At 57.3% G+C, this 13,713-nt stretch carries 18 protein-coding genes; 8 read left to right on the top strand and 10 right to left on the bottom strand.

Features of this window, described 5'->3' with window-relative positions; genetic code table 11:
- Positions 1 to 44: 44 nt before the first annotated feature.
- The 3 genes from IEX74_RS00495 to IEX74_RS00485 all read right to left on the bottom strand — a co-directional run bounded on the left by IEX74_RS00495 (position 45) and on the right by IEX74_RS00485 (position 1,889).
- Entirely contained in the window at positions 45 to 596 is a 552-nt protein-coding gene (locus IEX74_RS00495) for an REP-associated tyrosine transposase (protein ID WP_188809922.1), read from the bottom strand.
- A 118-nt stretch (positions 597 to 714) separates the two neighbouring features.
- Positions 715 to 1,104, bottom strand: a complete 390-nt coding sequence (gene gloA2, locus IEX74_RS00490; protein ID WP_188809920.1) for an SMU1112c/YaeR family gloxylase I-like metalloprotein — start codon at positions 1,102 to 1,104, stop codon at positions 715 to 717.
- Between the two features lie 74 nt (positions 1,105 to 1,178).
- Positions 1,179 to 1,889, bottom strand: coding sequence for a DUF421 domain-containing protein (locus tag IEX74_RS00485; protein ID WP_229755058.1), 711 nt, complete (start codon positions 1,887 to 1,889; stop codon positions 1,179 to 1,181).
- 192 nt (positions 1,890 to 2,081) lie between these two features.
- Here IEX74_RS00485 and IEX74_RS00480 point away from each other — a divergent pair, with 192 nt between their 5' ends.
- Positions 2,082 to 2,792 (top strand): alpha/beta hydrolase, encoded by a 711-nt coding sequence (locus IEX74_RS00480; RefSeq protein ID WP_188809918.1) that lies wholly within the window; start codon positions 2,082 to 2,084, stop codon positions 2,790 to 2,792.
- A gap of 37 nt (positions 2,793 to 2,829) precedes the next feature.
- On the opposite strand, the gene IEX74_RS00475 is transcribed toward IEX74_RS00480, so the two are convergent.
- Both IEX74_RS00475 and IEX74_RS00470 read right to left on the bottom strand, forming a co-directional pair.
- Complete coding sequence (locus IEX74_RS00475) at positions 2,830 to 3,234, bottom strand: DUF983 domain-containing protein (RefSeq protein WP_229755057.1); 405 nt, start codon at positions 3,232 to 3,234, stop codon at positions 2,830 to 2,832.
- A 178-nt stretch (positions 3,235 to 3,412) separates the two neighbouring features.
- A complete protein-coding gene (locus IEX74_RS00470; RefSeq protein WP_188809916.1) occupies positions 3,413 to 4,276 on the bottom strand; it encodes an AraC family transcriptional regulator in 864 nt (287 codons plus the stop codon).
- Positions 4,277 to 4,439: 163 nt separating this feature from the next.
- Between IEX74_RS00470 and IEX74_RS00465 the strand changes: the two genes are divergently transcribed.
- Positions 4,440 to 5,633: a helix-turn-helix domain-containing protein gene (locus IEX74_RS00465; RefSeq protein WP_188809913.1), complete on the top strand. Its 1,194-nt coding sequence runs from the start codon at positions 4,440 to 4,442 to the stop codon at positions 5,631 to 5,633.
- Positions 5,634 to 5,857: 224 nt separating this feature from the next.
- Here IEX74_RS00465 and IEX74_RS00460 read toward each other — a convergent pair whose 3' ends face one another.
- From IEX74_RS00460 to IEX74_RS00450, 3 genes are all read right to left on the bottom strand, one after another.
- Positions 5,858 to 6,604, bottom strand: coding sequence for a hypothetical protein (locus IEX74_RS00460; RefSeq protein ID WP_229755056.1), 747 nt, complete (start codon positions 6,602 to 6,604; stop codon positions 5,858 to 5,860).
- Between the two features lie 134 nt (positions 6,605 to 6,738).
- Positions 6,739 to 7,074, bottom strand: coding sequence for a DUF7668 domain-containing protein (locus IEX74_RS00455; protein WP_188809909.1), 336 nt, complete (start codon positions 7,072 to 7,074; stop codon positions 6,739 to 6,741).
- A 49-nt stretch (positions 7,075 to 7,123) separates the two neighbouring features.
- A complete protein-coding gene (locus IEX74_RS00450; RefSeq protein ID WP_188809907.1) occupies positions 7,124 to 7,336 on the bottom strand; it encodes a hypothetical protein in 213 nt (70 codons plus the stop codon).
- Here IEX74_RS00450 and IEX74_RS00445 point away from each other — a divergent pair.
- Positions 7,335 to 7,847 (top strand): hypothetical protein, encoded by a 513-nt coding sequence (locus IEX74_RS00445; protein WP_188809905.1) that lies wholly within the window; start codon positions 7,335 to 7,337, stop codon positions 7,845 to 7,847. The two genes, IEX74_RS00450 and IEX74_RS00445, sit on opposite strands and share 2 nt — an antisense overlap.
- A gap of 70 nt (positions 7,848 to 7,917) precedes the next feature.
- The gene (locus IEX74_RS00440) at positions 7,918 to 8,499 is read left to right on the top strand and encodes a YceI family protein (RefSeq protein WP_188809903.1); all 582 of its coding nucleotides are present in this window, start codon (positions 7,918 to 7,920) and stop codon (positions 8,497 to 8,499) included.
- Between the two features lie 90 nt (positions 8,500 to 8,589).
- Here the strand turns inward: IEX74_RS00440 and IEX74_RS00435 are convergent, their stop codons facing one another.
- Complete coding sequence (locus IEX74_RS00435; protein WP_188809901.1) at positions 8,590 to 9,537, bottom strand: aldo/keto reductase; 948 nt, start codon at positions 9,535 to 9,537, stop codon at positions 8,590 to 8,592.
- A 171-nt stretch (positions 9,538 to 9,708) separates the two neighbouring features.
- Between IEX74_RS00435 and IEX74_RS00430 the strand changes: the two genes are divergently transcribed.
- A complete protein-coding gene (locus tag IEX74_RS00430) occupies positions 9,709 to 11,718 on the top strand; it encodes a M1 family metallopeptidase (RefSeq protein WP_188809899.1) in 2,010 nt (669 codons plus the stop codon).
- 185 nt (positions 11,719 to 11,903) lie between these two features.
- Here the strand turns inward: IEX74_RS00430 and IEX74_RS00425 are convergent, their stop codons facing one another.
- On the bottom strand, positions 11,904 to 12,359 hold the full coding sequence (locus IEX74_RS00425; RefSeq protein WP_188809897.1) for a hypothetical protein: 456 nt from the start codon (positions 12,357 to 12,359) through the stop codon (positions 11,904 to 11,906).
- A gap of 188 nt (positions 12,360 to 12,547) precedes the next feature.
- On the opposite strand from IEX74_RS00425, the gene IEX74_RS00420 reads away from it, so the two are divergent.
- The 3 genes from IEX74_RS00420 to IEX74_RS00410 are packed head-to-tail and all read left to right on the top strand — an operon-like array spanning position 12,548 to position 13,698.
- Positions 12,548 to 12,919 carry a hypothetical protein gene (locus tag IEX74_RS00420; protein WP_188809895.1) on the top strand — a complete coding sequence of 124 codons (372 nt, stop codon included), beginning with the start codon at positions 12,548 to 12,550 and terminating at the stop codon, positions 12,917 to 12,919.
- A 55-nt stretch (positions 12,920 to 12,974) separates the two neighbouring features.
- Complete coding sequence (locus tag IEX74_RS00415) at positions 12,975 to 13,334, top strand: hypothetical protein (protein WP_188809893.1); 360 nt, start codon at positions 12,975 to 12,977, stop codon at positions 13,332 to 13,334.
- A 10-nt stretch (positions 13,335 to 13,344) separates the two neighbouring features.
- Positions 13,345 to 13,698, top strand: coding sequence for a hypothetical protein (locus IEX74_RS00410; RefSeq protein ID WP_188809891.1), 354 nt, complete (start codon positions 13,345 to 13,347; stop codon positions 13,696 to 13,698).
- Positions 13,699 to 13,713: the final 15 nt, after the last annotated feature.

Genomic DNA, 13,713 nt, shown 5'->3' with positions numbered 1-13,713 from the left:
CAGCCAGTGCCCAAAACCCAGCAGGCTTCCCAGCCTGCCTAAGTTTATTCGATAAGCAGCACATCCAGCAAAGGCAAATCCGAAGAGTAGTAATTCTTGGCCGAGCTATAAAGCCAATCTTCGGGCCGCTCGACAAAGCCGGCTACCACGGGGTTCTGATGAATGTAATGCAGCTTTTGGAGGAGCACCGTGGGCGTGAACACGGCAATCGGATGGTTGTCGTGCTGCCAAAACTGGTAGATGTCATTGCCGGGCATGCGGCGCCCGGCGCGCTCCATCATCCAGAGCATCCAGTCGTGCCGGCTTTCTTCCGGATGCTCGGCAAGGGCTTCCAGAATGCGTTTGGCCGTGAACTGCTTCATATCGCGCAGGGTATGCTCCATTTTACGCCCCCGCGTGCCGATAATCATGTGCAAGTGGTTCGTCATCAGGCACCACGCATAAATGTCCAGATCTTTTTCGCGCTGGCAGAAACGCAGGCTTTCTACTACAATATCCTTGTAAAGCGAACGGGTGAAAACGTCAATCCAGTTAATGGTGGCGGTGCTGATGAAGTATAGGTCGTCTTGCGAGCGAAACTTGTATTTGCGGCTCATGCCGGGCGGCTGGTGGGGCAGGCTAGGAAGCCTGCTTGGTTTAGGGCACTGGCTGCAAGACAGCGTCAGCACCTAGGCCAGTCGCGTGCCACGCTTACGTGCTCGTCGCATGGTACGCTTACACTTCATAAAATTCTAGGGGCAGATCATCGGGGTCGGCGATGAACGTGAAACGGCGGCCGGTGAATTCATCTACCCGGATGGGCTCGGCCGCTACCTGAAGCCGGGCTAGCTCCTGCACCGTGGCATCTAGGTCCGACACGGCAAAAGCCAGGTGGCGCAGCCCGATGGCTTCGGGACGAGATAGGCGCGGTGGAGCGCCCGGAAACGAAAACAACTCTATAATGTAGTGGTCGTTCAAAGCCAGGTCCAGTTTCCACGACTGCCGCTCGGCCCTATACACTTCCCGAATGATCGTGAGGCCCAGCACTTCTGTGTAAAAGCGCTTCGAAACCGCGTAATCGGAGCAGATGATGGCAATGTGGTGGACGTGGAGTAAGGGCAGCATAAGGCAGAAAAGCTAAAGACGAACTGCAAGGCTAGGTATAATTAGCCACTTCTTTCTGCTAATTGGGCAGAAAGCTAGGCTTGCCGCTTCGCCGTACAGGCAGGCAGCCATTTCTGATTAGCACAGCGTGGGCACTGGTGCGTACCCGAACCTAGCGCAGCCGTGTAGCCACACGTAGCGCAGGCGTAAGTGCCTGATTGAGAGAGTTGATCTTGCGAATTTCGTACTACTTCCGGCCAGATCGGGAGCCCAGGACGCACTTCTGCATCCGGAAAAAAGTACACGCTTACGTTGCCGGTCGCCTCCATGTACAGCTTGCGAACCTGCCCCAGGTGCTCTACCTGGTGCTGACGCAACTCGCCAAACAGCTCTTTCTGCGTCAGGTTCTGCTTTGTGAAGGTTTTCATATCTACCAAGCCATCTTCGATGAGGCAAACGGTAGCTCCTTCCAGCCAGTCGCTGAAGCGCACCGACTTCTCTGTCAGCCGATTGAAACCTAGGTATAGCGCTGTCACGACGACAAAAACCAGTGCTACGTGCGTGAGCGGCACATCGGAGTAGAACATGGCGTCGCCGGCGGCCGAGCCCAAGGCCAGGATGATGCTCAGCTCAAAAATGGAGAGCTGCCGCACGCCGCGCCGCCCCGTCACGCGCAGGGCCCCGAGCACCAGCAGGTAGGTGATAACGCAGCGCAGCGCCACCTCGCCCAGAAAAGCCGGGGGCGCGTCTTCCGACCACAGAATGCGTTGCCAATCGAAAGGCTCTATTTGCTCGGAAGCGGCCATGCAGGTAGGGAATGAGGCTGGTAGTAAGCAGGTTGCCACTTGCCGTAAGTGTGCAATTACCTGAGCATAACACGTACGGACGAGCTAGGTTTTGGAGCAAGCCAGGCCGTCGGGCGACTTCTGCACCCAAGCTCCGCTATATCCAATCTGGCTGGCTGTAGTACACTACCGAAGTACACTACCAGAAAGCACATGGCACGAGAACAGCAACAACGCGAATTCATTCTGGAAGGAGTGACCCTGGAGCAGGTGGTAGAGGGCGTGGAGGAGCTAGCTTTTCACACCAACCTAGGCCAAATGCCGGCCCGGCTGCACCCGGCCCCGATAGGCGCGCCCGCCGTGGTGTGGGTTGGCGGCGCGGGTGGCGGCCTCGACGGACCCGCCTGGGGCATGTACCCGCGCTTGGCCGGGCAGCTCGCGCACCTGGGTATTGCCTCGTTGCGCCTGCACTACCGCCAGCCTAATTATCTGGAAGATTGTGTGGCCGATACCTTGCTGGCCGTGCAACACCTGGTGCAGCAGCGCGGCTACGGCGCCATCGCGCTGGTGGGGCATTCGTTTGGCGGGGCCGTGGTGATTAGCGCCGGGGCACTCAGCGAGCAGGTGAAAGCCGTGGTGGCCATGAGCAGCCAGACCTACGGCACCGATCTGGCGCCGCAGGTGAGCCCGCGTCCGCTGCTGCTCGTGCACGGCACCGCCGACGAGGTGCTGCCCGCTGCCTGCTCCGAAAACATCTACGCACGGGCCGGCCAGCCCAAAGAGCTGCTGCTGTACCCCGGCTGTCGGCACGGCCTCGATGAATGCCGCGACCAGGTGGATGCCGATGTAGTGCGGTGGCTGCGGCGGCAGCTGATTGGTGGGGTAGGAGCGAAAACGCCAGAACCCAACAGGGTGCTCCTGTGAGAAGCGTCCTGTTGGGTTCTTTACAAAGTATTGAAATTTAGTCCCGGCGCGCCGGAGAGCTGGCCCAATCGGGGGTATAGCGCACGCCGCCAAACAGATACAGCATGATGGTGCGGGAATAGCGCAGCGAGAGCGGCGCGGTGAGCAGCACGCCCACGGCCACCGTCGTGACATACACCCAGGTATCCGGGTCGCCGGCCAGGTAGTAGAGCAACATGCCCACCACCAGCATGATACCGGTGCCAAAGGCGAAGCTGATGTACATGGCGCCCCAGTAAAAACCGGGCTCAATCTCGTAAAGCTGACCGCACACCGGGCAGCGCTCCGGCATGTCAGTGAAGTGGGCTAGGTTGTAGGCGCTGTGCGAGAACAGCGGCCCCTGGTGGCAGCGGGGGCAGCGCTGATCCAACATTGCCAGCGTGGAAGATTCGATGGGTTTCATAAGAGTAGCGGCAGACAATGACGTGGGCATCATAGGGCTCGGTAGTTAGTGTACGTTCCGGAGCTAGGCAGGCTGCCTTCTGGGGCAACTTTTCAGAAAATACCTCTCGGAAGCGCCACAAAATTAGGCAGGCCACGCACGCAACACACGGACTACTTCGGGGTTTGTACAGGACGAATCAACGCTGGTGGCGGTAGGTCTCGGGTGTGAGACCGGTGTACTTGCGAAAGTAGCGGCTGAAGTAAGAGGCATCATCAAAACCTAGGTCGTCGGCTATCTGCGCCACTGATTGAGCGGAGTGGGAGAGGAGGCGCTGGGCTTCCATAATCACTCGCTCATGAATCAGCGTGCTGGCCGTTTTGTTCAGCACCCGGCGGCACACCGCATTCAGGTGGTTGGCCGAAAGATGCAGCAAATCGGCGTAGGCGCCCACCGTACGCAAGGTGCGGAAATGCTGGTTCAGCAGCTGCCCAAACGCCCTGATTTGCTGCTGACTATACAGCGCCTCGTGGCTCTCAGCTTGTTGGTAGTGGCGGGCGGCCAGCTCCAGGCACAGGTGCAGATACGATCGGAAAACATCCGCCTGGTTTTCGTGCGCGCTAGCATATTCGACAAACATGCGCCTGAACAGCGGCCCAAACTCTTCTTCCGCACCAGGCAAGTACAGAACAGGTTGCTGCGTAGTGTCGAAAAACGGGTAGTCGTAGAGGCGGCTGCCGGGGTAGCGGAACAGGTAAAAGCTAGGGTCGAAGAACACGATAAAACCTTGGGCTTCTGCGTCCAACGCTAGGCTGTGAACCTGACCCGGTGTCATAAAAAACAGACTGCCCGGCTTAAGCTCGTACGTTATCAGGTCGATGGTGTGCGTGCCGTGGCCCTGCGTGACGTAGAGCAGCAAGTAAAAATCGTGGCTGTGCGGCAGGCTCAGGCCCGGAAACCGGGTTGCGTGTGCCGGCAGCTGCTCCACATAATAGGGCTTGCGCTGCGCGGAAGGCTGCGGGAAAGAAGCTAGGTGCAGTACCGGCAGGGTAGAGGCTTTCATGCGGGAAGAAGCTGGCAAGTAGCGCGACAGCCAGCAAAATACGCATATGGCGCGTGGATGTGTCCCTCAAAGCTAGGTCAGGAGGGCTTGGGTAGCCTGTCAGGCGCGGGGAGTAAGATCAAAACCTTATTTTACAGACAGCCAGTCAAAAAGGCTATCATGCATGCGTATTGCCGTCACGTCCGATGTTCTGCTCTTGTATGCGGTACTGGCGCAAGCTGTTTTTGCGACGGGCCTGCTGTGGTTTGCCCCGCACAACCGGCTGCCTAACCGCTTTCTAGCCCTGCTGATGCTGACGATGGCCCTCTGGTCGCTCGACGGCCTGTTGCGCGCCGCCGACGTGTACGGGCAGAACCCAAACTGGTATTTCAAGCCGATCTACTACTCGTTTGCCTTCGGGCCGCTGCTGTATTTCTACGTGCAGAGCTTAGTTAATCACGCTTTTCAGTTTAAACGGCGGCACTGGTGGCATTTTGGGCCCGTGCTGATGCAGGCGGCGCTGTATTGGTGGCTGTGCTTTCAGCCGTACGCGGTGAAGCTCTGGTTTTGGGAAAAGGTGCACCAGCCTTACACCTACCGCGTCGAGTTCATTGGTACCTGGGTGTCGCTCATCGTGTACCTGGGTTTATGCCTGCGCCTGCTGCAACAGTACCAGCGCTGGCTGCCCGACAACTTCTCCGAAACCTCGCAGCTGCGGCTATCGTGGCTGCGCGTGCTGCTGCTGGCGCTGGCCGTCGTGAGTGCACAATGGCTGGTGGAAGTGGTATTGCGCGAGTTTTTTGACCTGTATTACGCCTACGATTATTCGACCTGGCTGCTGGGCGGCGTGGTGCTGCTCATTGGGGTAGTTGGGTTGCGGCAGGCCAACATGGCGGCCGTAAACTTTGCCCCGGAAGAAGCGTTGTTCGAGCAAGTGGCACCGACCAATGAGGCTGTCGGACCTAGCTTTGGCGCTCCGCCCGCCATGCAGGCAAGCGCCGCACAAGTTGTTGTGGAAGCTCCGCGGCAGCTGGCGGCAGTAGAGCCCGCCATCGTGGCGCGGCTCCGACGAGCCTTGGAGGAAGAACAACTGTACCTGAATCCTACCTTGACGCTGGCTGAGCTTTCCGCCCACACCGGCCTGGCGCCCCGCTTGATTTCCTTTACCGTAAACAACGGCTTCGGTCAGTCCTTCAACGACTTGGTGAATAGCTACCGGGTCGAAGCCGTGAAGCGCCGCCTGGTCAACCCCGCCGATGTAGCCCGGCTCACCTTGCTAGGTATTGCGTACGAATGCGGTTTCAATTCCAAAACCACTTTCAACCGCATTTTTAAACAGTTTACCGGCGTAGCGCCCAGTGAGTACGGCCGCATGTGACATAGCCCATTAATGCGCAAAAATCTTGGTTATAGAGGACGTTTGCTGAGGGTGGTAAATGTCTGTAAAACAATCTATTTTCAAACGTTTGGAGTGCCGCTTGTAACGTTTCTTGAAGCAATATTCAGTTAACGTTATAGCCAGTTTACGTGCTGTAAAGGTCATTTTCAGTATGTAAAAGTCTCTTCACGACGAAAGCTGCTTTCTCATCTTTACCCAACAGCTTAATTAGAGTGAGGCGCTTTGCGAGCCTTGTACTTCCGGTTGGGAGTGGCCAGAACCTGGCGCACCTCCGCGGCCGTTTCGAACTCATCCAGATCGTCGCGATGCGGATACTCTTGGTAGTGCGGACGCTGGTCTTGTGCTGCCAGCCGATATCCATAGATGCGCGTGTGGTAGTGGGAGGTGTGCGCCTGCCAATTCACCCCGTCAATCACAGTGGGCGTCACGACCGAGGAATTCACGAGCACCAATAGTTCCTTCCGGCCGTCGTGGTTGGTGTCGGCAAAGAAGATGGCCGCGACACCAGCCGAATCAGAATCCTCACGCTCTACCTCAAACCGCTCGACCGCATACGTATCAGCCTGATAAGGGTCGAGCACAAAGACGTACAAACGGTAGTGTTCGTGTGCGTCGTATGCACTGAAGAAAAGCTGCTTGCCTAAAGCGTTCGGCCGCCACGCATAGTGAATAACTTGGGGCTGGCCATCCGGGTTGGCGAACGAAGCCGGAAGCACCCGCTGTAAAAAGGCCTCGTCCGACTCGGCGGACTGCCGCTTAGCAACGCCCTGCCGGAGCGTACGAGCCTCAATGGAATCAACCAAGGCACTGCCGTTCGTAGGTGGGAAAGGTGCAAAGGAAACGTGTTCTGCCTGGAGTAAGCCAAGTGAATCGGCGGCTAGGCAAGAGAAGCTGCCGAGTAGGCTCAGCAAGAACACGTAATAGCAGGAACAGGTAGCAGGATACTTCACGGAGCATTTAGTATACAAGGCAGCTAGCTAAAGTAGTACGATGGGCACGACAGCTAATTGAGCAAAGAATCGTCATTATTTCAAGAAGTCGGTTATAACTAAATTATGTTAATGACTTCTTCCGTGAAATGACTTTAAGGCACCAAGATATCCCAGAACGTATAATGCAATTGGTTATTGGCCCATCGAGCATCTACTCGAATTATGAGGTCACTAGGCTTCTGATCGACCCACAGAAAAAATTCCATCAGATAACCGCTCCCATCGTCATATCCATACACGTCCATCGTGTCATAAGCCGTTACAGGAGGTAAGGTCAGTTGTCCTGGATACAAGTGGATGGCATCGGCAATCCAAACGGCCTGTTGTCGGTCTTTCTGATGGCTCATCTCAACAACCGCTTGATAGTCTGCCGCAACGAGTAAGCTAACAAATTGCTGAATGGGTAGGCTAAAATCAGTTTGTTGCATCTGTCTAATAAGTCCGCTTATGTCACCTACATCACGCTTACAGGGAAGCTTATTCTTCCTGCACCTGCTGCACGAAGGAAGAGCGAAGGAAGAGCGAGAGGTCGTGCCAAGCTAGAATAGCAGAAGTTTCCTGCACAACCACCTGCCGAAACCGCGCACTACGCCCAAATCGTGATTCGGGACGTGCCACATCTGTAATTGGGGCGCTTGCTGGGCTAGGTTCTGCCACCTTCGGACCGTACTTCAACTCCGTTACGGTCATGAAAAAACGCTTGCTTTTGCTGATCGGCCTGCTGGTCGTCAGCTTTCAACTGGCGGCCCAGGCAACCTGGTCCGACCACTCCCGCGTGCTACCCGACAAGCTCCGGCAAGTACCCGTGGGACTTACGCTTTGGCACACGCCGAACCCGAACTATCCGGAGCCTGACCCGGCGCAGCCCGGCCATTACGTCTGGAAGCACAGCACCATGATCCGCTCCGAAGTCGGGGAGCTGGAAGTGGTGGAGTGCGGCAGCTTCATCTGGTACAGCGCGGCCGGTTGGCAGGCCAACATGCGCGAGACGCCCGCCGAGTTTGCCGAGCTGTTCAACTGCCCTGGTGGGCAACTCAAGACCGGTACTACCTACACCTTCGCTAAAAACTACCGCTTCGCCGACAGTGCCCAGCGCCTCTACGGCGGCGATGCGCTCTGGTACATTCTGGCCAAAGACAAGCAGGGCAAGCTCTACAAAGGCATGGGCCTGATCGAGACGGAAGCCAAACCTAGGTTCTGATCAGCAATGAACAGTGAACAATGATGAATGATCAATGCAAATCACTTACCGCTTGTAGCTTCCTGAACCTATGAAAACGCTCGTTCTCTTCTTGTTGATTTTAAGCACCCTAGCTTTTCGCCCGGTGGCCGTGCGCTACCAGATTGATTCGGCCGCCAGTCAGCTCACCTGGACGGGCCACGCCGAAGTGGGCACCTGGGCACCAACCGGTACCATTCAGTTACGCCAGGGCACATTCGACTACGATGGCACGGCCTTGCGCAACGGCCGCTTTGAAGTGGACATGCGCACCCTGGCGCATACCGATGCAAAGCTGCAAGAACACATGCGTAGCGCCGATTTTTTTGATGTTGCGCAGTATCCAACCGCTACTTTTCTGCTGAAAGAAGTGGTGCAAGGCCAGGCGACTGGGCAGCTGACCATTAAGAACGTCACCAAGACCATTCGCTTTCCGGTAGCCCTAACCCGTAGCGCCAACGGTCTGCGCCTGAGTGGTACCGCCACTATCGACCGCACGATGTTTGGCGTCACCTACAACTCCACGAGCTTCTTTCAAAACCTAGGTGACTACGCCATTCGCAACGATTTTCAACTCAGGTTTGAGCTGCAAGCGAAGCCGGTGCGACGCAAGCAAAAACAGCAGGAGCACTAGCGCGAAGTGCTTGCATAACAACAATCTAAAACAGAAAAAGCCCCAGCTGCCTAAGGTAGCTGGGGCTTTATAATGGAAGACGTACCGGCGCTAGGCGCTAGCCTGTGTCAGCTGATCCACAGCTGCCTGATCTAAGCTCAGCTCGGCGGCTTTCGCCAGGTCTTGCAATTGCTCGATTTTGGTGGCGCTGGCAATCGGCGCCGTGATGCTAGGCCGGGCAATGAGCCAGGCCAGCGACACTTCGGCCGGTGTGGCGTTGTAGCGCTCGGCCACTTCGTCTAGGGCTTTCAGAATGCGGAAACCACGGTCGTTCAGATACTTCTTCATGCCGCCGCCGCGCTGACTTTTCTGGAAGTCTTCTTCCGAGCGATACTTGCCGGTGAGGAAGCCGCTGGCTAGAGCGAAGTAGTTGATGACACCTAGGTTTTGCTCTAAGCACAGCGGCTCCAGCTCCTTCTCGAAGTCGGCGCGGTCGTAGAGATTGTAGTCGGGTTGCAGGGTTTCGTAGCGCGGCAAGCCGTGTTGCTGACTGATTTCCAGGGCCGAGCGCAGGCGGTCGGCGGTGAAGTTGGAGGCCCCGATGGCCCGTACTTTGCCTTCCTTGATCAGCTCGGCGTAGACTTGTAGGGTTTCTTCCTGCGGCGTGTTGGGGTCGTCGCGGTGCGACTGGTAGAGGTCGATGTAGTCGGTTTGGAGGCGGCGCAGGCTGTCTTCCACGGCTTGGCGGATGTACTTCGGCGACAAGCCTTTCTTGTCGGGTCCCATTTCGCTGCCCACTTTGGTGGCAATGATGAGCTGCTCGCGGTTGCCGCGCTGCTTGAGCCAGTTGCCGATGATGGCTTCCGACTCGCCGCCCTTGTTGCCGGGCACCCAGGCCGAGTACACGTCGGCGGTGTCGATGAAGTTGAAGCCGGCATCCACGAAGGCATCCAGCAGGTTGAAAGAAGTTGATTCGTCGATGGTCCAGCCAAAAACGTTGCCGCCGAAAGCCCACGGGGCTACTTGCAGACCAGATTTTCCTAATTCACGCTTTTCCATGAAGGGTGTTATGGAGGGTTAGAATGGAATAGAAAAGTCTAGGTATGCTCGAAATGTTTATACTGACGAGGTTTTGTACAACGTAGCAGCCAGCGAAAAATAGGTTGGTAAGCAGCTTTCCAGGCGCTTTCCCGTTCTTGACCAAAATCTGTTCTTGCCAACCCATCACCCATGAAGAAACGTTTGTTGCCCGGCCTGCTGCTCAGCGCCGGAATGCTCTTGTCTACGCTCGCCACGGCGCAGATGGGGGGGCCTGCCGCTGAATCCCGCTACAATGCCCGTGCGCTGTTTTCGCCCACGTTCCTCACTGAGCGCGGCCCCGCAACGCGCACCGCCGGTGGGGCGCCCTCGGCTACGTACTGGCAGAATTCGGCCGATTATAAAATTGCCGCCACGCTCGACGAAAAGCAGGCTAGGCTCAGCGCCACCGCCGATATCACCTACACCAACAACAGTCCCGATCCGCTGCCTTTCGTGTGGGTGCAGCTCGACCAAAATCTGTTCGGTCCGAAGTCGCGCGGCGCGGCCACTACGCCCATTTCGGGCGCGCGCAATGGCAACTCGGCTCCCGGCTTTCAGGGTGGCGATACGCTGCAAACCGTTGATATTGAGTTGCACGGCAAGAAAACTAAGGCGCAATACCGCGTGAACGACACGCGCATGCAGATCATCTTGCCCGAGGCCATGAAGCCGCACGGCGACAAGCTCACGATCCGCATTGCCTACGCCTTCAACATTCCGCAGTACGGATCCGACCGCCTAGGTCGCCTCCAGACCAAAAACGGCGAAATCTTCGAGCTAGCCCAGTGGTACCCGCGCATGGCCGTGTACGACGACATTGAAGGCTGGAACACGCTGCCGTACCTGTCGGCCGAATTTTACCTCGAATATGGCAACTTCGACTACACCATCAACGTGCCCGCCAACTTCATCGTGGGTGGCTCGGGCGAGTTGGTGAATAAGGCCGAAGTCCTCACCGATGCCCAGCAGCGCCGCCTGGCCCAAGCGGCCGGCTCCGACCAAACCGTAATTGTGCGCAGCGCCGACGAGGTGACGCAACCTAGCTCGCGCCCGACTGGCAAAAACGGCCGCCTGACTTGGCACTTCCGCTGCCAGCAGGCACGTGACGTGGCGTGGGCTGCGTCGTCGGCTTTCGTGTGGGATGCGGCCAAGATGAACCTGCCCAGCGGCCGGAAGTCGTTGGCCATGTCGCTCTACCCCGCGGAAGTAGCCCAGGATACCGCCTGGAACCGCTCGACCGAATACGTGAAGAAGAGCATCGAGTACAACTCGAAGCAGTGGTACGAATACACGTACCCAGCGGCTACCAACGTAGCCGGCATCGTAGGCGGCATGGAGTATCCGGGCATCGTGTTTTGCAGCGCCCGCTCAACCAAGGGCCGCCTGTGGGGCGTGACCGACCACGAGTTCGGCCACAACTGGTTTCCGATGATCGTGGGCTCAAATGAGCGCAAGTACCCGTGGATGGACGAGGGCTTCAATACCTTTATCAACATCTTATCCACCAAGGCTTTCAACAACGGCGAGTACAAGGCGTTGGCCGATGTGGAAGGTCGCACGGCGCCTACCATCATCCGCGCCATGCAGCTCCCGGATGCCGACGTGCCCTACACCGTGCCCGACGTGACGCAGGCCCGCAACCTAGGTTTTGCCGCTTATAGCAAAACGGGTTACGGCCTGTACCTGCTGCGCGAGGAAATCCTAGGTCCCGAGCGCTTCGATTACGCCTTCCGCAGCTACATCAAGCGTTGGGCCTTCAAGCACCCGCAGCCCCGCGACTTCTTCCGCACGATGAACGAGGTGGCCGGCGAAGACCTGACGTGGTTCTGGCACGAGTGGTTCTTTGAAAACTGGTTCCTCGACCAAGCTGTGACCGGCGTGGCCTACGTCAACCAGGACCCTGGCAAAGGTGCGCTCATTACCATCGAAAACCGCGGCCAGGCCGTTATGCCGGTTATTGCCGAAATCAAGGAAGCCAGCGGGAAAACCAGCACGGTGCGCCTACCCGTCGAGATATGGCAGCGCGGCGGCACCTGGACCTTCCGCCACAACTCCACCTCGCCGCTGACGTCGGTGGTGCTGAACCCCACGAAGCTCCTGCCCGACATCAACGCCGCCAATAACACCTGGCAACCGGTAGCCTTTCCGGATGCGAAGTAAAACCTCACCCCCAGCCCCTCTCCCCAGGAGAGGGGTGCCAGACGACAAACCTAGCTGCTTCTCTAGAACGCACCCCTCTCCCGAGGAGAGGGGCTGGGGGTGAGATTCAGCTTCGTGCTGTCGTTGCAACCCTGACAGGGCTTCAAGCCTCTGTCAGGGTTTTTGTTGTCGAATTATCAACGGGGTTACCGAAAATCGCGCAGCCGCTTCTTACTCAGCTCGTAGCTGATGACGGCCGGGATGTAGAACGTAACATCCGCCGCGAGCTTAGCCGCCAGAATGCCACCCGATAAAGTGCCCAGCCACAGCGGCAGGTAGTACATGAGCAGCGGCCGAATCAGAAAGCTGTCGAGCACCTCAGCGGCACCAAACTCCACCACGAGGGCCCGGATATTTTTACCAAACGTCTTGGTAGTATAGTCTTTACCGGCTGCGCGATGGGTGCGGCGCGTGGTGCGAATGTCTTGCAGCAGAATGCAGCCAAAATACGCCACGTTGCCGGCCCACGTTGCCGCTAGCGCCGTGCTGGTGCGGTTGTGCGTGAGGGCGAAGGTGGCGCCGCCCGCCGCCAGCGTCGCAGCCAACGAGAGCACCTCGGCGGGCAGGTAGCGTTTGACCCATTCAGCTAGCTTTTTCTTCATGCTATTTCAAAAGACGCAAAATCAGCTGGCCAGTTATGGCACAAGGGCAAAAAGCTAGGTTCTGAGCGAGCAGAACGCTAGCCGCCAATCGGATTCGGAAGTGCAAGATGCTGGCCGATACAACGTGGCTGCGGCGGAAGGCGTAAAGAGCAAACTAGTACGCTCCCTCACCTAAACTTTCTACGTTCATGGCTTCTGATAACCTCAACGATCAGCTGTACGCAACCAATCTGGCGATTTCCGACACCATCAACAACTCGCGTGATCCGCAGATTGCGCTTGACCACCTAGATACCTGGATTCCGTTTCTGCAAAACTCCAATATCGCCGCGCTAACGGCCATCGGCTCCGACCTTCAACAGCTCCGCGACTACGTCCGCAGCGGCGACAAAGCGAACACGCACGAGTTGTTGCAACGCCTCGGCGAGCAAACCTCACGCGCCGCCAGCAACATCCACACCTGGGCCGGCGACCACCTGCACAATGGCATCGGCGACCAGCTGCGCCACCTAGGTCAGTTGCTCGTGATAGTCGCCGGCAACGTAAAGGCCTCTTTATAAACTGATTTTACCGCCTGATTACCGACAGGCTTTTTTACCCTAACCCACTCGCTTTATGCCAACTGATCCGTCAAATCCGGATGCTAACCTGCGCTCCACCAAAGACATACTGAGCGGCAACCTGCATGCGGCCCTCATTGAGGCTCCCATCGTTATCGACAGCTGGATTACTGCCCTGCGCACGTTCGGCGTGACCGGCGGCAACGATATGGTTGAGGAGCTGCAAAACCTGAAAACCTACCTCAACGACAAAGACACTGACCGCATCAGCGGCTCTTTGCAGCGCCTCGGTGAAAGTACCACCAAAGCGGCCGATCAGGCCGGTGACGAATACAAAGAACAATTGCAGCAGCTCGGTCAGGTGCTCCTGCGTGCCGCCGATGGCGTAAAAGCTCCTTTAAACTCACCCGAATAACCCCGCAACGATGTCCATTTCACATTCAGATAGCGCCAAACAGTTCGAAACTACGTTGGCAGCACTCGGTATCGAAGATTTGAACCAGCTTGCCGCCGCTGCTCCCGCAAAAATTGACGGCTGGATCACGCTCCTGCAAGGCGACAACGGTACGACGTACAACACCATCATCGGCGACCTGGTGGCTCTGAAAGGCTACCTAACTGGCGGCGACGCGGCACAAATCTCCGCTTCCCTGCAAACGCTGGCCGAACACATCAACGCCCTGGCCGACGGTGCCAACCCCATCTTTCTGGACAGCCTATACAAGCTAGGTCAGAAACTCAGCGACCTAGCCCGCGAGCTGAAGCAGGTGCAGCAGTAATTGGCTGCTAGCATA

The sequence above is a fragment of the Hymenobacter cavernae genome, from assembly GCF_014641455.1.
Taxonomy (GTDB): Bacteria; Bacteroidota; Bacteroidia; order Cytophagales; family Hymenobacteraceae; genus Hymenobacter; species Hymenobacter cavernae.
The sequence above is the reverse complement of the archived record's forward strand: the minus strand, read 5'-3'. Positions and strand labels throughout refer to the sequence as shown.